We start from the raw sequence: 22848 nt of genomic DNA on the forward strand, positions 1-22848 counted from the left end.
CCTTTATTCTATCTCTTTAAGTTTTAGAATGATATTATTTTTTTTATCTTTAAAAAATATAGTTTTTGAACTAACTTTATATTTTATATCTACCTCTTCATTTTTTATTTTTTGAACAAATTCCGAATCTGTTTTTTCTAAGTTTTTTGAATTGTATATAGGTTTTGCCAAAAGTATATTTTGAAGCAGTTCAGAGGGGTATGACGGATGCAAATATGCTTGGTTAAATCCGCTTTTACTCATACAACCTTCATCTACGCATATAAGATGGTTAATAGCAATCTTCTTTATACTTTTGCCTGCCATAAAAAGTTCTAATTCTATTGCATTGTCCAAATTACGTACGTAACCGACATCGGCAAACTTTATCTTTGGTGATTTTATGATAATAATCTTACTTTGCGTATGTTTATACTCTTTTATACTGCAAGCCGAAAAAAATAAAATTAGTGCTAGTAAAAAATATTTCATAATTTAAATTTTTATTTTTGTAAAAACTTACCGCATTTTTTTGTCGGTGTTCCGCCAAATGTTTTTATTTCGCGAGCTGTTTTATCTTTATATATTTCATTTCTTTTACATTCGTCTTTTGCTATACATTCTTGATTGTCACAACCAATATCGTTAGGTACTTGTGCCATACTTATCTCCATATTTTTTGAAATTATAGTAAATTTTTGTCAATTTGACATATTTTTAAATCAAGAAAAAAAATTATACTACTATTATTATATGAAAATTCATATAGATATAGACTGCTTTTTTGTAAGTGCCATTCGTACTATAGATGTAAGCTTGGAACACAAAGCCGTAGCCATAGGCGGTAGAAGCGATACAAAGATCTTTGATACAGATGCCAAAAACCAGAGTGTAAATTTACAAAATTCCGGAAGTTTCGTACCGACCTTTTTTAAAGCATATGAGACAAAAGATGATGATTTGGATGCTTTTAGAGACAGTGACGGAAAAATACGCGGTATTTTAACTACATCAAGCTACGAGGCACGTGCATTTGGAGTGAAAACCGCTATGCGAATAGAAGATGCACTAAGACTTTGTCCGCATCTGATAATAAAAGCACCGAATATGTCTCTGTATCAAAAGCTCTCACACGAATTGCATGAGTTTTTGCAAGAGCGCATACCTTTAATAGAACAAGCAAGTATAGATGAGTTTTACGGAGATTTAAAAGGTTGGATAGAAGATGAAGATGTAGAAGCTTTTATAGACAACTTAAGGCATGAGATAAAAAAAGAGTTAAAGCTACCTGTTTCAATAGGAGCTGCAAAAACAAGATATATTGCAAAAATGGCAACCAGTTATGCAAAACCTTTTGGATGCAAACTTATAAACGAATATAATTTTGATGAGTTTATTAACCCAATAAAGGTGCAAGATTTTGCAGGAATAGGAAGGAGTATGTCAAAACGCCTTGCATCTGCACAAATTTTTACACTCGGCGAGCTTCGCAAACGCCGTGGAACTTTGGAGAGTTGGGGTCCATATGCCAAAGAGCTTTACAAACGCGTAGATGGCATAAGTGATGCACAGATACAAACAAAACATGAGAGAAAAAGTATAGGCATATCACGTACAATTGAGCCTATTTACGATAGAGCCGAACTCAGACGCCGCATCCATATTTTGGCAAGGCATCTTAATTTTGCAATTGGAAAACTTGGTGTAATTCCTACTGTTTATCATCTTGGCATCCGCTATGAGATGAATCAAAAATCGCATAAAAACATCTCTTTGTGTGAGCGTTTTACGGAAAAAAAGTTTGATTCACTTTGCATCTCTTTATTTAACGAGGCGGATATACATAAACGACTTTGTGTAATACGTCTGAGTATAAACTGTTCGGGTTTTACACATCATTCAAAAAGAGAACTATCTCTTATAAACTTTGCAGAAGATGAAAAAATGGAGAGTCTTACAAAACATAATCAAAAACTAAGAGAAAAATACGGTTTGGATATGTTAAAATGGGGTAGTGAATTATAAGGATAAATAACTATTAAATGCTTTTAGACCAATTTAGAGATTTTTACTTTAAAAACTATCCTGATGATATGGAAGAGCTTATAGAATACTTTGCAGTCTTTGGAGGTCTCGATATAGAGATTGACTCATCGATGCATATAACTGAACTTATACGTATTCATATATTTGACAACTTTGATGAGATTTCAAGAAGTATTGAAAGACATACACACAGTAACCCTATAAACATCAGACTTCTAAATGCTTTAGCAGTCGGTGACAGGCGTATATTTTCTGCTTTTAAAAGAGCCGGTTTAAACAACTCTAACGGCGGTGCTGCACTTAAATACCTGCAAGAAAGAGGTGTAGTAGAGGTGGAGTACTCCCGTGAGGTACATCCTAAAGAGTTGCAAGAAACAAAAGTGAAAAGAGAACTTGCACGGCATCGAATATCGGATAAGGTCTTATTTACATACCCGTATTTGCGTTTTTGGTTTTATTTTATAATCCCGCATATTAATGAAATAAAAGCCGGAGATTATGCAAACTTCTTTGAAAATTTTAATAAAAAACAAAATCAATATACATCTTTGGTTTTTGAAGAGTTATCTGAGCTTTTATTAAACTACAATCTAAGGGATTCTCAAATTCTCAGCAGCGGAAGTTACTGGGATATGAACTTGGAAATAGATATATTAACCCTCACGGATAACGGAAGCGTATATGTAGCCGAGTGCAAATGGACAAATCACAAAGTTAACAAAAAAGAGTTAAATAAACTCGAAGACAAATGTGAGAAACTGGGTATTGCCCCGACACAAATCTTACTCTTTAGTAAACGTGGTTTTTCAAAGGAGCTTGAATCTATGGCAGGAAAAGATATAGCACTCTATACCGCAAAAGATTTTAAAGCACTGCTAAAGAGCAGATAATTTTTTTACGAAACTATCCTTAAGGCTTCATATGCTTCTTGAAGAAGTTGAAATTTCTGAGTATAGTGTGTAATCATATGTGGCGATTCATGTATGATTTTATCCGGATGATAAACTTTAGCCAGTTTTTTATAACTTTTCTTTAGTGCATCCTGAGAAGCACCTATAGGACATTCGAGTACCATGTAGAATTTTTTGTTTTCTTCTTCTTCTACATCTTTACATAAATCACCAAAACTATAGTTTGCAAAATCACTGTAGAGTTTACTCATAAATTTATTGTCGTATATATACTGAATTTGATAGTGTAAAATATGTCTTTTGTTTAAAGTACGCTCTAGCCTCGCTTTTGCTTTGTAATCACTCACGTCAACTACCAAAGACATATCTGTTCCACGTTCTACATATACTTCTAGTTGTGAGCGCATATAACTCAACACCCATGAGTTTGGATAATCTAAAGATATTAAAACAGTATGTTTGTCATATGCATAAAGATTAACTTTTACGACTTCAGGATCTTCGAGTTTATCCAACTCGATCTTTATCGGTTGAGTACCGTATTTAAGCATCGAACGCAAAAAGAACTCATGTTCGTAGTCATGAACTTCTGCATGATGGCGTGAAAGTTTTTTTATAAACTCTTCTCTAATCTCACTTAACGTCTCATTTCTAAATACTAAAACCGCTTTTTCCAAAAAAAGCATACCTCTTGAATGGTGGTTCAAAAATTCTTTCATCCAATGCGTATTTAGAGTGTCAAATTCTGTTCTAATAAGTATAAGGTTGTTGCGTAAAACTATATCCATATTTCTACCTTTTACAAATTACTTTCTTAATTATTAAAGATTTTAAAGCATTTTTTATTCCATGTCAAAAATATCATATTAAAAAAATAATATTAAAATTTAAACTTCTCTTGGAGTAAATTTAGTATAATTCGATTAATTCTATTTGAGGACTTTATATTGCTTGAAAATGTAAACGAAAAGTGTGCTGTTGTAGGTGTTTTTGGACATAAGGAAGCTTCTAAACTTGCCTACTTCTCACTTCATTCACTTCAACATCGTGGTCAGGAAGCTGCCGGAATATCTTCAGCCGATGATAAAAAACTTCATACGATTAAAAAAAGGGGTTTGGTTACCCGTGTTTTTGATGAGCAAAAATTAAAGACACTAAGCGGGTCTTCTGCAATCGGTCATACGCGTTATTCAACTGCAGGTGACGATTCTATCTTGGATGCTCAACCCGTATTTGCAAGATACGACTTGGGAGAGATGGCTATTGTTCACAACGGTAATCTGACAAATGCAAAAGAGGTACGTGATGATTTAATCAAAAAAGGTGCTATTTTTCAATCTTATATGGATACTGAAAATCTTATCCACCTTATTGCAAAAAGTGAAAAAGAAAAACTTATTGACCGTATTATAGATGCCGTTCAAAGAATCGAAGGTGCTTTTTCGTTAGTCTTTTTAAGCCGTACTAAAATGTTTGCTATGCGTGACCGTTTTGGATTTCGTCCTCTAAGCCTTGGTCGTTTGCAAAACGGCGGTTATATAGTTGCAAGTGAAACTTGTGCTTTTGATTTGGTCGGAGCCGAATTTATCCGTGACGTAGAGCCCGGTGAGCTACTTGTGTTTTCTGAAGGCAGGGAACCAAAAAGTATCAAAATCTATGAACCGACTCCAAAGCACTGTATATTCGAGTATGTGTATTTTGCTCGTCCCGATTCGCACGTTTTTGGTCAGAGTGTTTATAAAGCCAGAAAAGAGATGGGTAAAGAGTTAGCCCGAGTTAAACCCGTAGAGGCTGATTTGGTTATACCGGTACCCGATGGTGGTGTCCCTGCTGCTATCGGATACTCTCAAGAGAGTGGAATTCCATATGAGATGGGTATTATGCGTAACCACTATATAGGTCGTACTTTTATCGAACCTACTCAAGAGATGCGTGATTTGAAAGTTAAAATGAAACTCTCACCTATGGTTGATTTAATCAAAGGAAAACGTGTAATCGTTATAGATGACTCGATTGTTCGCGGAACTACATCACTAAGAATTATTAAGATGCTAAAAGAAGCAGGTGCAAGCGAAGTTCATATGCGTATATCTTCACCACCGACTACGGATCCATGTTTTTACGGAGTTGACACACCTGATAAAGAAAACCTTATAGCTGCAAATATGAGCGAAGACGCGATTTGCGAATTTATTCAAGCAGACTCACTTGCATATATAGACGAAGCTGCACTTTTAAGAAGCGTAGGTGCAAAAGACGGTGATGAGAAATACTGTACAGCTTGTTTTACGGGTAAATATATAGTATAAATAAGTATGGAACAAATTTTTACCTACGGTAGATACCTAAAAGACAAGTTTGGTTGCAAAGTTTATAAGGTCGGCATCAATATATCAGGATTTACCTGCCCAAATATTGACGGCACCGTAGCAAAAGGCGGATGTACCTTTTGTGAAAACGATTCTTTTAGTGCTTCTACGGGTGAAACAAAAGAACTAAAGGGTTTTCACTTAAATTTAGACTCCAAAGAAAACCCGTTTTTAGATAAACAATTAGCACAACTCGAATCTCAGTTTAACGCAATAAGCAAACGTCAATATGAAGATTACGGTGCTAAAAAATTTATTGTATATTTTCAATCTTTTACAAATACTTACGCACCGTTTCCTACCCTAAAAGCACTTTACGACAAAGCTTTGACCTTTGAGAATGTCGTAGGTCTTAGCATCGGAACAAGAAGTGATTCTATAACAGATGAAACACTTGAATATTTAGCTAAGCTAAGTAAAGATAAAGAGATCTGGATTGAGTTTGGAATTCAATCAGTTTATGATGAAACTCTTAAACGAATAAATCGAGGACACGATAGTGCAAACGTAAAAGAGTGGATTCTAAAGTCTAAAAAAGCAGGATTAAACGTTTGCGGACATCTAATCTTCGGACTTCCCGGCGAAGATAAAAAGATGATGATTGAAACTGCTAAAGAGGCATATGAGTGGGGAATTGATTCTGTAAAATATCATCCTCTTTACGTAGTGAAAAAAACTGCCCTTGCAAACGAATATAACCGTGGGGAATTTACACCGATTGGGGAAATGGACTATCTTGATGTACTTATACAATCCCTTATATTAAAACCTCCTCACGTAAATGTTCAAAGAATAACCGCAGGACTTGACGATGTTTCACTTTTAGCACCGGAGTGGTGCAGAGACAGAAACCAACAAGTAAGAAATATAAATAAAGCACTAAAAATGGTAGGTTTAAAATATTAACTAAGGTTTAGATATGGCTAAAATTTTACTCTTAGAAGATGATAAAATTCTTGCAGATACTCTCAAAGAACTGCTTGAGGGTGAAGAGTATGAAGTTTTTTTAGCCCAAAACTCACAAACTGCTTTGGATTTAAGTTATAACAATAGTTTTGATATATTTTTGTTTGACGTAAATCTGGCTGACTTTAGCGGTTTTGAATTACTAAAGTTGCTAAGAGAAAACAGTTGTCACACCCCTGCTATCTTTTTAACCTCCTTAGATGACGTAGCATCACTCTCAAAAGGTTTTGAAGTCGGAGCGGACGACTATATAAAAAAACCATTTGATTTTGATGAACTGCTTATCCGCATCCAAGCTCAACTTAGAAAAGTTTTTAAAACATACGAAGATACCCTTAGCTACAAAAACTTGACATATAAAATATCTGCAAATGAACTTTACGATGAGAACAATAAACTTGTAAGCTTAACTCCGCAAGAGAAAAAGTTATGTACCATTCTGTTTCAAAATATAGACAAGACACTTCAAAAAGAAGATATTTTATATGAACTTGATATTGAAGGTGAATCAAGTGAAGGTGCACTTAGGGTATATATATCAAAGCTCAGAAAAGTCGGTCTTGAGATTCAAACTCTAAAAGGTATAGGGTACAGACTTGTTAAGGCATGATAAAAAAGCGTTTATAAAATTTTTCAGCATCTACTTCGGAAGTGTGGCATTACTTATTTTAATATCGGGACATTTTTACTATTTAGAGCAAAAAAAAGAGTTTTTAAAAGATGAAAACTTTGAGATGCTGGACTATGCAAGAATGTTTAAAACAAAAACACCAAAACAAAATACGGATATCACGCATAAAATAAAAAAGATGGATTTTTCTAATTTTAATATAGGTAATTTTGAAATAAAAAAAGATTATTTTGTAAAATATATTCCGCATAACTGGAAAGATGAATATATGATTATAAAAAAGCCTAAAAAGTTGTTTGATGAAAAAATATTTAACTTAAAGTCTAAGATAATCATATCCCAAATTCTTCTGCTTGGTATATTTGCATCTATAAGTTACTTTTTATCAAAAATGGCTTTAAGACCAATGCATGAAGCTGTTGTTAGGTTAGATAATTTTTCAAAAGATTTAATACACGATATAAACACGCCTATAACATCGATACTATTAAATATGAAACTTTTAAAAAAAGACAAAAATTTTGCTTCAAACAAGTACTTAGATAGAATCTCCCAAAACGTCAAAGACATACACTCGCTTAACTCAAACCTTACAATACTTCTAAAAGAAAACTCTCTAAATATGCAAAATGTAGATATATTCAAAGTTATAAACGACACTATAGAACTTTACAAAAAAGAGTATCCTAAAATTAGATTTGAGATATTAGAAGTTGAATATTTTGCCAACGTAAACGAGGATGCTTTTAGACAGATTATCTCTAATCTAATCTCAAATGCATCTAAATACTCTTCAAGGGATAAAGAAGCTTTTGTAAAAATATATATGAACAAAGATATTTTATATATAGAGGACAACGGCATCGGTATAAAAAATCCATCCTCCGTATTTTTGAGAGATTACAAAGAACATGAATCGGGTCACGGCATCGGTCTTGATATAACAAAAAGACTTTGCGATGCCATGAATATAAAAATAGACGTAGTTTCAAAAGAGAATGAAGGAAGTTGTTTTAAAATCACTTTCAACTAAATCGTAAATAGCTTTATGCCGATATCTAAGTATGATACTAAAGGATTAGATATGAAGGTTATAAACACGGATGTTGACCTTTATAGTTCACATTCCAAACATCATGAGTTTAGTCAAAAAGAGGAACTAAAGGTATGGAATAGAGCAGAAGATGCCCCTCAAAGACTACTACAGATGGACGAGATGGTACTATCAAAGGATTTTTTACAACTGCAACAAAACGAAACTAAGTTAAAAGAGTTAAACGATAAGCTTGATGAGATTATAACAGACCCGAAACTTCTGCAAATAATTCTTGCCATTGAAGCATTGACGGGTGAGAAAATAGACATATCGTTTTTAAAAAGATTTTCTTACAATAACACGGATAAAACCTCGATAAACACACATAAGCAAAAGGAAGAAAATAATCTTCTTGGTTGGGGAATTGATTATCGTTATGAGAGACATGAACTATTTAAAGAATCTACAAATTTTTCCGCACAAGGCAAAGTAGAGCTACAAAACGGAGAATCTTTAGAGTTTTCATTTGCCCTAAGTATTAATAAAGAGATACATATAGATGAAAATATCAGCTTTAAAGCCGGTGATGCTTTGATTGATCCTCTTGTAATCAACTTCGGAAAAAGCCCGCTAGAACTGAGTAATATTACGCATAGTTTTGATTTGGATTTAGATGATAAAAGCGATACTTTTTCGTTTGTAGCGAACGGTAGCGGTTTTTTGGCACTAGATAAAAATAACGACGGACAAATAAATGACGGCTCGGAACTTTTTGGACCAAAAAGCGGTAACGGTTTTAAAGAATTGTCTGCTTATGATACTGACAACAATCACTGGATAGATGAAAATGACGAGATTTACGATAAGCTTCTAATTTGGACAAAAGATGAAAACGGCAAGGAAAACTTGTACACGCTCAGAGATAAAAATATAGGAGCTATATATCTTAAAAGCGTTATGACACCTTTTGAGTATATGGACAACAACGCCAATACTCTTGCCAAAATGAAACAAAGTTCCATATATCTCAAAGAAAACGGCGAAGTTAATTCAGTCCATGAAATTGACTTAGCCATTTAATAATTTAGGTGTATAATTGTATGCTAATAGTTAAAGTTGATTTATAAAAATCTTTCCATTCTATATAGTAAAGGAACTATTATGAAAACTTTAATCAAAAAAGTCTTTTCTCTTGCACTTCTAAGTTCTATGTTAAGTATCCCTGTTTTAGCTGTTGAAGCTATGAACCCTTCGATGCGTGGACCTGTTCCTTTTTCATCGTATGATACAAACGGTGATGGACTTGTTACAAAAAAAGAGTTCAATGAACTACGTGAAAAACGTATGAAGATGCGTGAAGAATCGGGTCGCCCTATGCGTAATGCGGCAAATGCACCGGACTTTAGTTTTTTTGATGCAAACGGTGACGGAAAGCTTACGCAAAAAGAGCTTACAGATGGTCAAAATGCGAGGATGCAAGAGAGACGAAGCAATAAAATGGGCGGCGGAATGATGGGTAAAGGTCCGCGTTAAAAACTGTATTTTAACTCGGCAAATATCCTATCGTTGTCTTTATTTGAATCCATAAGCGGTTTATCTCCGCTTATGTAATCCACATAACCAAACTCTGCACCCACTGCATCCACGATATCATACTCAAACCAAACTCTTCCAAACCCACCGTTTTGAAACGATGAGCCAAATATGTTTAAAAGAAAAGATATATCTAGTGTATCGTTTAAATAACTCTTCGTATAACGAAACGCACTTTGTAACTCATTTTTTTCTACAAAGTCTGAAAGGTACTGCATCTGAGCTTCATAATCATATATATGCCTGTTTACAACTTCAAATGTAATCGTCGTATCTCTAAAGCCCATATAATCAAAACCGACCAATATATCTAAACGATTTTTTGCATCTGTAGTCGTATTGTATTTTACGCCCTTAAGATATGCAAGTTCTGTTTTTAAAAGCCAGCTCCCATATGCAACATTTAAAGCAGAGCCTGCCATTTTTACCTTTGAGACTATCCGTTTGTTATTTTTTATATGCCATTTTTGATCAAACACGTCAGCTGCATAAAACGATAAATCCCAGCCCGTAAAGATTCCGTTTGCGGCAAATGCATACTGCATATTATCCACCGAAGTGCTTGGCTCATCCAAATCCAAAAACGGTCTCGGTGCACTTGGAAAAACTGCATCCACATTAAAAAACTCACTTCTTGCAGGTGCTTCTATCATTACCCTGCTCTCGGCTATAGCCATAGCGGAGAGTTCCCAGTCACCCACGTAATAATCAAGCTTTAGCATAGTAGTCGGAAGTCTTAAATCCTCTATATCCGTAAGTCCGGGTTCACGATTATCAAGAGGGTTGATAACATCCGTTACACGCAATGAATCACTTTTTCCCCAGATAACAATTTGACGACCGAATTTTATATCCAGATTATCCAATAGTGAGCCTTGAATATATACATCATCAAACCTAATCTGGGTTTTGTATGCATCGAGTATATCGTCACTGTAGTTTGTATTTGGATGCAGGTCATATATGGCATCGTAGAAAGCATCCCCGCTAATGCGAAGTTTAAAATTATCGTTTAGCTTTGCATCAAGTTGAAGATATAAAGCAGTTTGTACCTTGTTAAAACCTCTATATTGCAGTGAATCTACTTTATGATTTTTAACACCGTAAGCAGTTTTAAACGCTATGTCTCCACTTAATTTTACTAAACTTTGTTTCCCCTGATTCTTTTTTTCTTTACTTGTTATCACATCATCGCTAAAAGCATCATCACTAAACCCGTCTAAGGCATCAAACTCCTCGCTTATCTCAGCAGATACATCCCCATCGCTAAATCCTGCCAAGTCATCTTCTATGTTTGTATCTGCATATATAAAAGATGCAGATAATAAAAAAACTATAAAAACATTTAGGAGTTTGTTTTGCATCTTTTAGAGACCTTTTTTAAGTGTGCGTGTTTCAAAAAACGATTCCTCTAAGTCTTGGTTGTACTTAATATCACGGAATTCAAAAAGTGTCTTATGCAAAGTTTTTCTCCCTTTTTTTGTTACCATCTGCATCTTTGTGACAGTCCAAACACCTTCAATTTTTTCAAGTTCCAATACCTTCATATACTTTAATTTTTTCCCGATTTTTACATAATGAAGTGCCTGAACAATCACAAAATTATCTTGACGCACAAAGATAATACTCTTAGTATAACCTGTCTCATCTATGGTCTTTTTAGTTTTTGGAACAACTAGCATCTGCCAAACTTTATGTCCATCGACTTGTGTTTCTTTCATAATCTTATATGTATAATCTTCGACGTTTCTGCTTGTCATATCCGAGTATGTAAAATCACTCCCCATAAAAGAGGAACTTTTATCGCTTGAAGCTATTCTTTTTACTTTTTTTAACTCAGGCAGATATAGCCACTGATCGTCATCTTTATCCGAATCATCATAATCATAAGTCAAAAACGCAGTATTTTCAACATCTGCCGGTGAGAGAAAAAACATTAGTTTTAATTCATCATCTCCTTTATCTTTGGTAAAAGTTTTTAACTCCCTTACTCTTTTTTGTCCGCTTTTATCAATAAGCGTCATAGTCATATTTGAAGTGGAGTTATCACCATCTTCACGGTCATGAACTTTTTGTGCCACTTCAAGACCCGTAATGGCAAAAGCCGAACTTAGCAGCAAACTTGTACTTAAAAGTATTTTTAATATCATTTTTTATCCTTTGTGAAATATTATATCATTGGCGTATTAGCGATTTGTTAAGAACATCTTAATAAGAGAACCGCTTAAAACCAAGTTGGTAAACATAGCTACTAAAACCGTAATACCGGTTATTAGACCAAAATTAAACAGGTTGTTCATACTTGCAAACATAAAAACCAAAAAGCCTGAACTTAGAACAACAGAAGTGATTAATATTGCCCTTCCCGTTGAATGAAGCGTAAGTCTAATAGCCTCGTCTATATTTTTGTGCACTATATAATAACGCTTAAAATTATGCATATAATGGATTGTATCATCAACAACCATACCTATGGCTATAGCTCCTATTAAAATCGTAAACATATCCAAAGGAAGATTATAAAAAACCATAAAAGCAAGTGCAAACATTATGGGAGTCAGATTTGGAATCATACTTAAAAAACCAAGTTTAAAACTACCGATTAATACTACTAAAAGCAAAGCTATTACGCCAAAAGCGATTATGTAACTCTCGATTGAACTCTCTATAGATTTTGTAATCGTGGTTGAGAGTATAGGCAGAGTTCCGGTAATCGATATTTCAGCCAAATCTTTAAACTCAGTATTTAAAAGAGTCTCCAACTTCTTTATTAGTTCCACATATTCCACGGAATCTACCCACGGTGCTTTGATGGAAATTCTTGTTTTTGAAAATCTGTTATCTACTATATCTTCTAAATCATCGCTTCCGCTATTTTCAAAAAGTAAAAACTCCTGTGCAATCAACTTTTGATTTTGTGGAATTTTGTAAAACTCTTGCTTGTTTTCATTAAGAGCCATATTTATCTCTTTTAAAACATCGTTAATTGTTACAATCTTACCTATAAAATAATTCTCTCCTTTATAGGTATATATCTCTTTTGTAACTTTTTGAATTTTATTTAAAAATTCAGGGTTGTAAACACCGTTTTCTTTTTTTGTATCGAGTACCACCTCTATACTTATAGAACCCCTGAGTTCTTTATCTATAGTTTGGGTATTTACCCTGACGTTATTATCTTTTTTAAACCAATGCAAAGGGTTGTGTGAAAAATGCATCTGAGAAGCCAAAACAAGGGAGACGACTATAACAATCAAAGATGATGCAACTATACTTTTATAATAGTTTATTGAAAAGTTTGCAACTTTTATCATAAAAGCGTCAAGAAAACTATCCTCGTCTTTTACTCTATGTTTAATAGGAAACAATGAAAGCATAATAGGTATAAATACTATGGTAAAAATCAGAGCTATCGTTACACCTATTGCAGAAAATATACCAAGAGCGGCAACGGGTGCAATATCCGATATGGCAAAAGATGCAAGTGACGCCGCAGTAGTGACAGAGGTCATAAATACCGCCAGTCCCGAATGGGATATAGCATAGCTAATAGCAAGATTTTTATCACCGCTTTCATCATATTTATGGTAAAAAATTGAGAGAATATGGATACTGTCGCCTATTGATACGGCTAAAAGAAGAGAGGGTAAAATTTGTGTCATTGAAGTTATTGGATAACCAAACAAAGCCATAAGCCCAATCGTACTTAGCAGAGTTAAAATAACGACAAACAGCGGTATAATAATTCCGCTTATTTTTTTAAAAGTTAAAAAAAGCAATATTGCTATAGTTAAAACAACATATAAAATAAAAGTGGACATATCCTTCATTAAACTGGTCTGCAAATTTTTTGTAACTATAGGTGAGCCTGCATCGTATATTTTAAAGTTATCGGCTTCATATTTTTTTAGCATATGTTCTAACTTGCTAATTAGCTCGTTTGTCTCCTCAACCGTAATAAAGTCTAACTTTTTATTTGAACTTTGCTCATCAAAACCTTCAAGTAAAGGATCAAAGTTATTTGAGCCCAAAGATGTATAAGTATTTGTACTAATCATTATTGTAGTAAAGGTGGCATCTTTATTTATATACAAATCTTGATAAATTTGATTGTTTTTTACAAACTTTTTAATTTTTTCCAACTCTTTTGCATCTTCGGGTATAGAGTTTTGAAATAAATCTTCAACTATAAGTTCATTTTTGTTTCCAATAGTTTTTCTGGCATTTTTTAGTGAAGTAACCTCTTTAATGTAGGGCAGATTTTCTTCTATATCTTTATGCAAAGTAAAAAGCTTTTTTAAAAACTCTTTGTTAAATACATCTTTAGTTTTTATGGCTATTACTATTTTTTCATCCCGTCCAAACTGGTTACGAAACGCATCATACATAACAATTTGCGGATCATCCTTGTACAAAAAACCTTCCGTGGACGTATCAAAAGTTATTTTTGGAAGATTGGATGCTATATATACAACTATCAGCAATAAAAAAACAAGTGTTTTAAGCCTGTGTTTAATCACAAGCTTAGAAAAATTTTCAAACTTTTCTTCTACCGATAATCGCCAATTTTTTTTCATAATATACTACTTCAAATTTTTATCTTTGGTTATCAAAGTAAGCAATGCAGGTCCAAGCAATATGTTTGAAAAAAGAGCTATCGTTATAGCTCCGCCTGCTAAGATACCGAAATTTATCAAATTATTAAGAGTTGCAAACATATATACGTAAAAACCGAGTGAAAGCACTATTGTAGTTGCTACAAGTGCACGTCCCGTTCCTACCATCGTATATTCTACGGATTCTTTGACGTTATGTCCCATATGATGATATCTTGCAAAGTTATGAAAGAAATGCACCGTATCATCTACACTAAGCCCTATCACAATCGCACCCACAAGCATAGTAAACATATCAAGAGGCATATTTACCATACTCATAAATCCTAATGACATAATCACAGGAAGTATATTTGGAATCATAGACGTTAGACCTATTTTTACGCTTCCTAAAAGTATAGTCATCATAATAGCAATTAATATAAAAGCTATTATGTAACTAACAGCCATTGAATCCATAGCTGCACTAAGTGTTCTTTGAAAGAGCGGAACCATACCGGTTACACTAACTTCGACACTACTCCCAAGCTCATCTTCAACCATGGAGGTTATTTCATCGCTAAGTTTTGTGTACTGACCCGCTTCCATCCAAGGTAATTTAAATGTGATTCTTGCTTTGGAAAACATACTATCAACTACATCTTCCAAATCATCACTTCCGCTGTTTTCAAAGAGTAAAAATTCTTGAGGAATCAAAGCATCGTTGTCTGTAATAGCATAATATTTGTCATCATTATTATGAAGTGCTTTATGTATCTCTTTTAAAACTTCGGCTACACTCCAAGCTTTTCCTACAAAGTATTCGTCGTTTTGTATCTCTTGTGCTTTTTGAGCTAGAGCATCTATCTTATGTAAAAGTTCCGAGTTGTAAAGACCGTTTTCTTTTTTTGTATCTATTATAACTTCCATGGTCACGGAACCTCTTAGCTCATGATCAACCATGTCAGTCGAGAGTTTTATAGGAGAATTGTCGGGTTGCCAAGAAAGTGGATCATGTTTAAATTCTACAAAAGTAGCTGCATATATAAAACCTATAAATATAAAAATACTCACAATAACTATTTTTTTTGCATGTGCAAATGAAAAAACGGCAATTGAATCTAAAAAAGCATCTATTTTTTTAGACTTTGCTTTTTCGGCTTTTTTTGGAGCTTTAATCGGAAGCAGTGCTAATATGGCAGGTAAAAATACTATGGTGTTTAAAAGGGCTATCATAACTCCAAGTGCAGCAAAAACTCCCAAGTCCGCAATAGGTGCTATCTCTGCACTTGAAAAAGACAAAAGTCCCGCCGCCGTTGTAAGAGAGGTCATAATAATAGCAAGCCCTGAGTGCCCAAGCGAATAAGATATAGCTTCTAGTCTGTTATCGTTTTCATTAAGATGTTTATAAAACATAGCAAGCAGATGCACGACTGCTCCGATGCCCACTGCAAGTAAAAAAGATGGAAGTATTTGAGTAGGAATCGTAATAGGCGTACCCACGTAAGCCATAACGCCTATTGTACTAAGTAGGGATATAGCTACAATAAAAATCGGTAAAAATATTGCCGATACTCTGCGAAAGACTATAAATAAAAATATCATCATCATAAGTAAAACAAGTTTTACAAACTTTTGCATATCTTTTTGAACTGACTTTTTATTGTAGTCATTTACTGCTAGTGAGCCCGCTATTACTACTTCAAAGTTTTCACTTGAGTATTTATCTTTGATTTTATTTACGGCATCTACCATCTCGCTTTTTGAAGTATCACTCAAAAACTCTAATTTTTCTTCATTCCCCTTATCCGTAAATCCTGCAAGTGCATCTATATTATTGTTTCCCTCATAAGCACTAGGTTCAAGTATAATCGTAGTTAGAGTATTCTCCGGATTTAAAAGAAGGTTTCTATACATAATATTGTTGTTTGCCAATGAACGGATTTTTTCTACATCATCTTTTGTATCGGGAATAACTTCTATTAAATCTTCTACTATAAGTGTTTCATTTTCCCCTCTTGTATTTCTGGCATTTAAAAGTGAAGTTATATCATTGAGATGCGGTACACTGTTTTCTAATTCATTATGTATCTTTCGTAGTTTTTTTAAAAAACTTATATCAAAAATATCTTTTGTTTTTATAACCACCATAATTTTTTCATCTTGACCAAATTGTTCTTTAAACTCTTCGTAAAGTATAAGTGCGGGGTCTTGTTTATGTAAAAAGCCTTCAGTTGAAGTATCAATAGTTATTTTTGGCAGATTTGAGATTAAAAGGATGCTAAAGCTTAGCATTATAAAGATGATTTTTTTAGGGTTTTGACCTATAAAATCACCCATTTTTTTAAGTTTGTTTTCACTTTTGGTTCGCCAGTTCATAAATTCTCCGATTAATTTATGAAACTTTACAAGAGCGGCATTAAAGCATCGTTAATGCCCGTAAACCTTTGCAAACTGAGATACATTTTTAAAATATGGAGGATAATCAAAATAAATTCTAAAGGACTTTGCCTCTCCCGGTTTAAGATTTTTTGCAACAACAAAAGTTTTAACGATATTTTGAGGCCTGTATAATATGTTAGCACCTCCGCTAAAAAAATCAGCAAAACCGCTAGGTGTAAAGAAACTTGCTCTTTTTCCCATCTCTCTGGCTTTATTTACTATTTTTATCTCAAGTGTTACTTCACCTATTTCATAATTGCCTTCATTTTTTACAATACCGGTATAGACAATTTTTTCTATACTAAGCAATCTTTTGTTATCAAATTTATAAAGTTCGACTTTTTTTGTATATTTATCTACCGTTACCAATGCAAAACCTGCAACAAGAAGCATGATTAAACTAAAAGAAATAATCATAGGTACTCTTAATTTTTTAACTGGTTGTTTTAAAGCACCGATTACACCGCCTGCATATAAAAGCGTTACGACTAAAATTACAATATAGTGCCACATATTAAACAAGGTAATCATTTACAACTCGCTTCTAAGCCGATATCATACTCTTTGTTATACACAAAAGGTTCTACAAACATTTTAAATTCTTTACTTTGATCTTTTTTAATATCTTCTTCAACTATCGACGATTTTTGTATAGGTTTTAATCTTAAAATATAATTTTTGTATTCGTTTGAAGTTTTTATGTAGGCTGTAGCCGTAATTTTACATGCACTAAAGTCTCTGTCTGAAAGGTTTTTCAAACTACCTTTAATCACTATTGCTTTTGTGAACTCAAGTTTTTTCTCACTGATAAGCTTTACTTCGTTTTTAAATAAAAACTTGTGCATCTGCATATAACCGAGTGTCGGACCGAGAAAAAATATAAGCAAAGCAGATGTGACAAGAAAAAAAGATATTTTTTTTCTTTTTCTAAATACTATGGCAAGTATCATAAAAAGTAAAAAGAGAACAAATACGGAGCCAAACAATATATAGTCTTGAACAATCAAGTTATCTATAACCGTATTTATTCTCCTTTGAATATTCACTTTTAATCTTTCCTGGAGTTTTTCTCTGCAATTCCGCTCATGTCAAACCTTCGGGAGAGTTCTTGTTTGATTCTATCGGGCGATATATTTTTAGCTGCGAGTGCCACTAACATATGATACGTCAAATCAGCCGCTTCGTAAATCATCTCATGCTCGTCGTTATCTTTGTAAGCAAAAGAGAACTCACCTGCTTCTTCAACTACTTTTTTAAGTATAGTGTTATCGCCCTTACTTAAAAGTTTAGCTGTCCAAGACTCGCTCGGATCTGCATTTTTACGTTCTTGTATCGTGTGATACAGAGTATCAATCACTCCGTAAAGTTCCTCACTTTGAACTTCAACTTCTGAGTTTATATTACCTGATTCAAGTTCTGTGAAAAAGCACGAAGGTCTGCCCGTATGACAAGCTACGCCTTTTTGCGTAATTTTTATAAGAAGGGTATCGTTATCGCAGTCTATATTAAATGAGTGTATTGTTTGAGTATGTCCGCTACTCTCGCCTTTTTTCCATATACGCTGTTTTGAGCGTGAAAAATAGTGTGCTGTTTTTGTTTTTAGGGATAGCTCCAGTGCCTCTTTATTCATATAGCCAAGCATCAAAACTTCATTTGAATCGACATCTTGAACAATAACGGGAAGAAGCTCCTGCTTCTCCCAATCTACTCTGTTTAATATCTCTTGCATTATTTTTGCCATTATTTAGCAGTTGTTCTTTGTTGCTTATCTTTCATATCAACCCAGATGTTTGGAGTTGAACCGCCAGGAGTTAAAAAGATTTTTGCGTCTTTGTTTGTTTGAAGCGCTTCGTTGAATTTACCTTGAACTTGAATCTGCTCTAATTGTAAAAGTTTAGGTGTTAAAGATTGTGCAATTATTTTATTTGCCTGAGCTTGTGCTTTAGCTTCAATAGTTACGGCATCCGCTTTACCTTGAGCTTCAATACGTTTTTTCTGAGCAATACCCTCAGCTTCAGCTGCACGTTTTAATGCCTCTTGTTTAGCACGTTGTACTTCTTGTTCGGCACGTTGAACCTCTTGTTTTGCAACTTGTACGCGTTCTATTTGTTCTTTTACTTTAGGTGGTAAGATAATTTCACGAAGTTGAATTGACTGTAAATCTGCAGGTGAATTTTTTAAACTCTCAATATTATCACGAATACCTTTATCAATCTCGGCAGCTATTTGATTACGAAGTTGTGGAAGAGATTCCGCGTCATATTTACCTACAACGGTTCTAACGATATCACGAACAACAGGGTTGATTATTTTATCTTCCCAGCTAAATCCCCAATTTGAAATAGTCTGAGCAGCAAACTGTGAATTAAGTCTGTACTGAACAGTAAGTTCAATTGATACGGGAAGACCACGTTTATCAAGTACAGTTACGGCAGGTTTAGAATTAATACCTGAATTACTACCGCCGCTAGCTTCAATACGTGATGCATAGTTAATAATACGCACACGTGTATCTACTATATATACTTTTTGAATCACGGGAATAACAAAATGTAGCCCCGGAAGTAGTGCATTGTCCGAATACTTACCGTTGGTGCTTAAAATTCCGCGTTCACCCTCTTCGATGATTGCAAAAGGTTTCGCTAAAACTAAAAGTAGAACTACGGCAATTAAAAAATAAATCATACCCGCTTTTCCGCCGCCGAAGTTAAAATCCAGTTTTGGCATCTCGGGACCTTTTCCGCCGCCGTTTCCGCCGCCTGAGTTTCCTCCACCGCCAAAGCCGCCGCCTTGCGATTTCTTTTTATTAAAATAGTCGTTCATATCCGAAGCCATTGTTATATTCTCTTTCATAATATTTTTTCCTTTAATTTATTTCATAAATTTAAGGGAACCTTCCCTATCTATGTTGAACGAAAATGGAAGTAATTCCATTTCCTACGTTAACACTAGGTTTTCTCACAGAGAGTCTTGCGACAGCTTCGGCAGAAAGCCCAATGCACTAGTGCAATTTATACTTAGTCGATATAAGTCAGATAGTGCTCATACTTTGAATTGCGACCAAATACTATATCAAAATAAGTACTTTGGATTTTTTCTGTTATCTCACCACGGCTTCCAATACCTACTTTTCTTGCATCTACGGATGCTACAGGTGTAATCTCCGCAGCAGTCCCGGTTAAAAATGCTTCATCAGCTACATATATCTCTTCGCGAGAGATTCTTCTACGAGTTACTTTATAACCCATATCTTGTGCAACTTCTATAACTGTTTTTTGAGTAATAGATGCTAGTGAGTTATCATTTGGAGGTGAAATAATTTCGCCGTCTTTAACCATAAAAAAACAAGCTCCGCTTGCTTCTGCAACATAACCTTGATCGTCTAATAAAAGTGCCTCGTCATATCCGCAGTCAATAGCTTCGTATTTTGCCATCTGAGAATTTAAATAGTTTGCCACAGCTTTTGCTTTACCCATGTTTGAAGTATTTGCAGGTCTGGTCATAGATGCGATTTTGAGTTTAATACCTTTTTGAAGACCCTCTTCACCAAGGTATGCTCCCCATTCCCAAGCGGCAATAGCGGTCTCAACAGGTGCATCTTTATGGTAAACACCCATAACGCCGTAACCCAAAAATGCAAAAGGACGGATATATACATTATCCCCTTCAAATTCATTTTTCTTAATCAAATCAATCTGTGCCTGATTCATCTCTTCTACAGAATAAGGTATATCCATCAAAGTCATTTTAGCAGATTCTTTAAGTCTTTTTGTGTGTTCATTCAAACGAAAAATTGCATAACCTTTTTTAGTTTTATATGCCTTTGTTCCTTCAATAACACCGTTGCCGTAATGTAAAGTATGCGAGAGAACGTGAGTTTTTGCATCATCCCATGCTATAAATTTACCGTTCATCCAAATATATTTGGCTGCGTCCATTTAGTCTCCATAATTGTTATTCCCAAACCTATCGGGAATATAAAAAAATAATAAACGATATTTTATCTAAATTACTATTTATTAAGTATTAGAGTGTTTTTATTTTGTATCCATATTGTTTCCAAAGTGAGATTTTGATGTAATAAAACAGTTTTAGAATTCGACAATTCAAATATGGAGAGTTCAAAATGAATATCAAAAAGAAAATTCTACTTAGTTCGGTTGCCGCTTTAGCTGCATTGTCTTTTACGGCTTGTGGAGGTAGCGATAGTTCCACACCTATAATAGCTACACCTTCTACACCTGTTGTAACATCTACATTATCAGGTGATATCACTAGCGATATGACACTTACAAGTGATAAAGTATGGGTATTGGACGGGCTTGTTGTAGTTAAAAACGGCGCTACTTTAACAGTTGAACCGGGAACAACCGTAGCAGGACTTGACGGTACCGGTAGTGCAACTTCTTATTTAGTAATCGATAAAGGTTCTAAAATTATGGCTGAGGGTACTCAGGCTGAACCTATTATTTTCACTTCTACTAAAGTAGCAGTTGATGGTGAAGCCGCTGCAGTAGGTCAATGGGGTGGTGTTACAATTATCGGTAATGCAGGTAATGCTCAAGTTGAACCTTATGAAGTTGACCCTACTTTTGTTGCAGGCGATACTGACTTAGCCGATAACTCAGGTGTTTTAAAATATGTTGAGATTCTTAATTCGGGTATTACAATGGCTCAGGATAAAGAGATTAACGGTCTTTCATTAGTAGGTGTCGGTAGCGGTACTACAATTGAAAATATCACGGTTGATAATTCAGATGATGACGGTATAGAGTTATGGGGTGGTACTGTTAATTTGACAAATATCACTATTACAAGATGTACAGACGATCACTTCGATATCGATGACGGTTATGCAGGTACTGTAACTAACTTAAATATTACACAAACATCTGGTAATGCAGCTATCGAGATGTCTGGTACTACTCATGCAACATTTGACGGATTTACTATTGTTCAAAATACATCTGCTAAAGAGGGTGGAATCTACTTCAAAAAAGACGGTATCGGAGGACACTTTAAAAACGGTGTTATTATAGATAACGTGGCTGATAGTTTTGGTGCTATCCATTCATTAAGTGCAGATGAAGCTTCAGATACTGCCGATATCGCAAATACTTCATTTGAGAACGTAACAGTCGGCGGTACTTCAACCGGTGCTAGATTTACAGGTACTTCAGATGCAGCGTTGGAGACAAAGTTTAAAGCAGGAAATACAAATACTATTGCTCAAGCTCCAACGGTAAGTTCTACTTTATCAGGGGATATAACAAGTAACAAGACTTTAACTGCAGATACTTTATGGATAATCGACGGTTTAGTAACTGTTAACAATAATGCTACTTTAACTATTGAGCCGGGAACTACAATAGCAGGACTTGACGGTAACGGTGCAGCTACATCTTATCTTGTTATAGATAAAGGTTCTAAAATTGAAGCTCCGGGTACTGCGGCAAACCCAATTACTTTTACGTCAACTAAAGTAGCTGTTGAAGGTGAAGCACCTGCAGTCGGTCAATGGGGTGGTGTTACAATTATCGGTAATGCAGGTAATGCTCAAGTTGAACCTTATGAGGTAAATCCTATTTTTGTTGCAGGCGATACTGACTTAACTGATAACTCAGGTACATTAACATACATAAGAATCCTAAACTCGGGTATTACAATGGAGCAAGATAAAGAGATTAACGGTCTTTCTTTTGTTGGTGTCGGTTCAGGAACTACGGTTGACAACATCACTATCGATAATTCCGATGATGACGGTATTGAACTATGGGGTGGTACTGTTGATTTATCAAATATCTACATCACAAGATGTACAGACGATCACTTCGATATCGATGACGGTTATGCAGGTACTGTAACTAACTTAAATATTACACAAACATCAGGTAATGCAGCTATCGAGATGTCAGGTACGACTCACGCAACATTTGATGGATTTACTATTGTTCAAAATGCATCTGCTAAAGAGGGTGGAATCTACTTCAAAAAAGACAATATCGGTGGATTCTTCTCTAACGGTACAATTACCGATAACGTTGACGATGCTTACGGTGCTATCCACTCATTAAGTGCTGATGAAGCTTCAGATACTGTTGATGGCGGAAACATAACATTTACGAATGTAACAATTAACGGTACATCTACGGATGACGGTATCACAGGTACTTCCGATGCAACTCTTTCAGGTATATTTGACGGTGGTGCAGGTAACGCTAGATAGTTATAAAAACTAACTACCTCTTCCATATCTGTTCTCTAGCTTTTGGCTAGGGAA

The 22848-nt window shown here is 34.6% G+C and carries 21 protein-coding genes; 9 read left to right on the top strand and 12 right to left on the bottom strand.

Annotated features, from left to right (window positions below; all coding sequences use genetic code 11):
- Positions 1–3: 3 nt before the first annotated feature.
- Both FJR48_RS10460 and FJR48_RS12205 read right to left on the bottom strand, forming a co-directional pair.
- Positions 4–471 (bottom strand): hypothetical protein, encoded by a 468-nt coding sequence (locus FJR48_RS10460; RefSeq protein ID WP_152308074.1) that lies wholly within the window; start codon positions 469–471, stop codon positions 4–6.
- Positions 472–482: 11 nt separating this feature from the next.
- Positions 483–641: a hypothetical protein gene (locus tag FJR48_RS12205; protein ID WP_188108579.1), complete on the bottom strand. Its 159-nt coding sequence runs from the start codon at positions 639–641 to the stop codon at positions 483–485.
- Positions 642–732: 91 nt separating this feature from the next.
- Between FJR48_RS12205 and FJR48_RS10465 the strand changes: the two genes are divergently transcribed.
- Positions 733–2004, top strand: a complete 1272-nt coding sequence (locus FJR48_RS10465; RefSeq protein ID WP_152308075.1) for a Y-family DNA polymerase — start codon at positions 733–735, stop codon at positions 2002–2004.
- Between the two features lie 17 nt (positions 2005–2021).
- A complete protein-coding gene (locus tag FJR48_RS10470) occupies positions 2022–2915 on the top strand; it encodes a DUF234 domain-containing protein (RefSeq protein ID WP_152308076.1) in 894 nt (297 codons plus the stop codon).
- Between the two features lie 5 nt (positions 2916–2920).
- On the opposite strand, the gene FJR48_RS10475 is transcribed toward FJR48_RS10470, so the two are convergent.
- Positions 2921–3724 carry a J domain-containing protein gene (locus tag FJR48_RS10475; protein ID WP_152308077.1) on the bottom strand — a complete coding sequence of 268 codons (804 nt, stop codon included), beginning with the start codon at positions 3722–3724 and terminating at the stop codon, positions 2921–2923.
- A 159-nt stretch (positions 3725–3883) separates the two neighbouring features.
- On the opposite strand from FJR48_RS10475, the gene purF reads away from it, so the two are divergent.
- From purF to FJR48_RS10505, 6 genes are all read left to right on the top strand, one after another.
- Positions 3884–5245: an amidophosphoribosyltransferase gene (purF, locus tag FJR48_RS10480; protein ID WP_152308078.1), complete on the top strand. Its 1362-nt coding sequence runs from the start codon at positions 3884–3886 to the stop codon at positions 5243–5245.
- A gap of 6 nt (positions 5246–5251) precedes the next feature.
- Positions 5252–6211 (top strand): tRNA modification radical SAM protein MnmL/YtqA, encoded by a 960-nt coding sequence (gene mnmL / locus FJR48_RS10485; protein WP_152308079.1) that lies wholly within the window; start codon positions 5252–5254, stop codon positions 6209–6211.
- A gap of 13 nt (positions 6212–6224) precedes the next feature.
- Positions 6225–6881 (top strand): response regulator transcription factor, encoded by a 657-nt coding sequence (locus FJR48_RS10490; RefSeq protein ID WP_152308080.1) that lies wholly within the window; start codon positions 6225–6227, stop codon positions 6879–6881.
- Complete coding sequence (locus FJR48_RS10495; RefSeq protein WP_152308081.1) at positions 6868–7935, top strand: sensor histidine kinase; 1068 nt, start codon at positions 6868–6870, stop codon at positions 7933–7935. The genes FJR48_RS10490 and FJR48_RS10495 overlap by 14 nt, the downstream gene beginning before the upstream one ends.
- 51 nt (positions 7936–7986) lie before the next feature.
- A complete protein-coding gene (locus tag FJR48_RS10500) occupies positions 7987–9018 on the top strand; it encodes a hypothetical protein (RefSeq protein ID WP_152308082.1) in 1032 nt (343 codons plus the stop codon).
- Positions 9019–9099: 81 nt separating this feature from the next.
- Positions 9100–9471, top strand: coding sequence for an EF-hand domain-containing protein (locus FJR48_RS10505; RefSeq protein WP_241856062.1), 372 nt, complete (start codon positions 9100–9102; stop codon positions 9469–9471).
- Here the strand turns inward: FJR48_RS10505 and FJR48_RS10510 are convergent.
- From FJR48_RS10510 to FJR48_RS10550, 9 genes are all read right to left on the bottom strand, one after another.
- A complete protein-coding gene (locus FJR48_RS10510; protein ID WP_152308083.1) occupies positions 9468–10895 on the bottom strand; it encodes a DUF1302 family protein in 1428 nt (475 codons plus the stop codon). The genes FJR48_RS10505 and FJR48_RS10510 overlap by 4 nt on opposite strands.
- 3 nt (positions 10896–10898) lie before the next feature.
- Complete coding sequence (locus tag FJR48_RS10515; RefSeq protein ID WP_152308084.1) at positions 10899–11681, bottom strand: outer membrane lipoprotein-sorting protein; 783 nt, start codon at positions 11679–11681, stop codon at positions 10899–10901.
- Positions 11682–11717: 36 nt separating this feature from the next.
- The gene (locus tag FJR48_RS10520; protein ID WP_152308085.1) at positions 11718–14108 is read right to left on the bottom strand and encodes an efflux RND transporter permease subunit; all 2391 of its coding nucleotides are present in this window, start codon (positions 14106–14108) and stop codon (positions 11718–11720) included.
- A 6-nt stretch (positions 14109–14114) separates the two neighbouring features.
- Positions 14115–16505 (bottom strand): efflux RND transporter permease subunit, encoded by a 2391-nt coding sequence (locus tag FJR48_RS10525; protein WP_152308086.1) that lies wholly within the window; start codon positions 16503–16505, stop codon positions 14115–14117.
- A gap of 51 nt (positions 16506–16556) precedes the next feature.
- Positions 16557–17099, bottom strand: coding sequence for a DUF2393 family protein (locus tag FJR48_RS10530; protein WP_152308087.1), 543 nt, complete (start codon positions 17097–17099; stop codon positions 16557–16559).
- The gene (locus FJR48_RS10535) at positions 17096–17614 is read right to left on the bottom strand and encodes a DUF2393 family protein (RefSeq protein WP_241856063.1); all 519 of its coding nucleotides are present in this window, start codon (positions 17612–17614) and stop codon (positions 17096–17098) included. Before FJR48_RS10535 ends, FJR48_RS10530 begins: the two co-directional genes overlap by 4 nt.
- 2 nt (positions 17615–17616) lie before the next feature.
- Positions 17617–18297, bottom strand: a complete 681-nt coding sequence (gene hisIE / locus FJR48_RS10540) for a bifunctional phosphoribosyl-AMP cyclohydrolase/phosphoribosyl-ATP diphosphatase HisIE (RefSeq protein ID WP_152308088.1) — start codon at positions 18295–18297, stop codon at positions 17617–17619.
- An 11-nt stretch (positions 18298–18308) separates the two neighbouring features.
- Positions 18309–19403 carry an SPFH domain-containing protein gene (locus tag FJR48_RS10545; RefSeq protein ID WP_152308439.1) on the bottom strand — a complete coding sequence of 365 codons (1095 nt, stop codon included), beginning with the start codon at positions 19401–19403 and terminating at the stop codon, positions 18309–18311.
- Positions 19404–19585: 182 nt separating this feature from the next.
- Complete coding sequence (locus FJR48_RS10550) at positions 19586–20506, bottom strand: branched-chain amino acid transaminase (protein ID WP_152308089.1); 921 nt, start codon at positions 20504–20506, stop codon at positions 19586–19588.
- Positions 20507–20694: 188 nt separating this feature from the next.
- Here FJR48_RS10550 and FJR48_RS10555 point away from each other — a divergent pair, with 188 nt between their 5' ends.
- Positions 20695–22794, top strand: coding sequence for a hypothetical protein (locus FJR48_RS10555; RefSeq protein WP_152308090.1), 2100 nt, complete (start codon positions 20695–20697; stop codon positions 22792–22794).
- Positions 22795–22848 lie beyond the last annotated feature (54 nt).

Source organism: Sulfurimonas lithotrophica (assembly GCF_009258225.1).
Classification (GTDB): Bacteria; Campylobacterota; Campylobacteria; order Campylobacterales; family Sulfurimonadaceae; genus Sulfurimonas; species Sulfurimonas lithotrophica.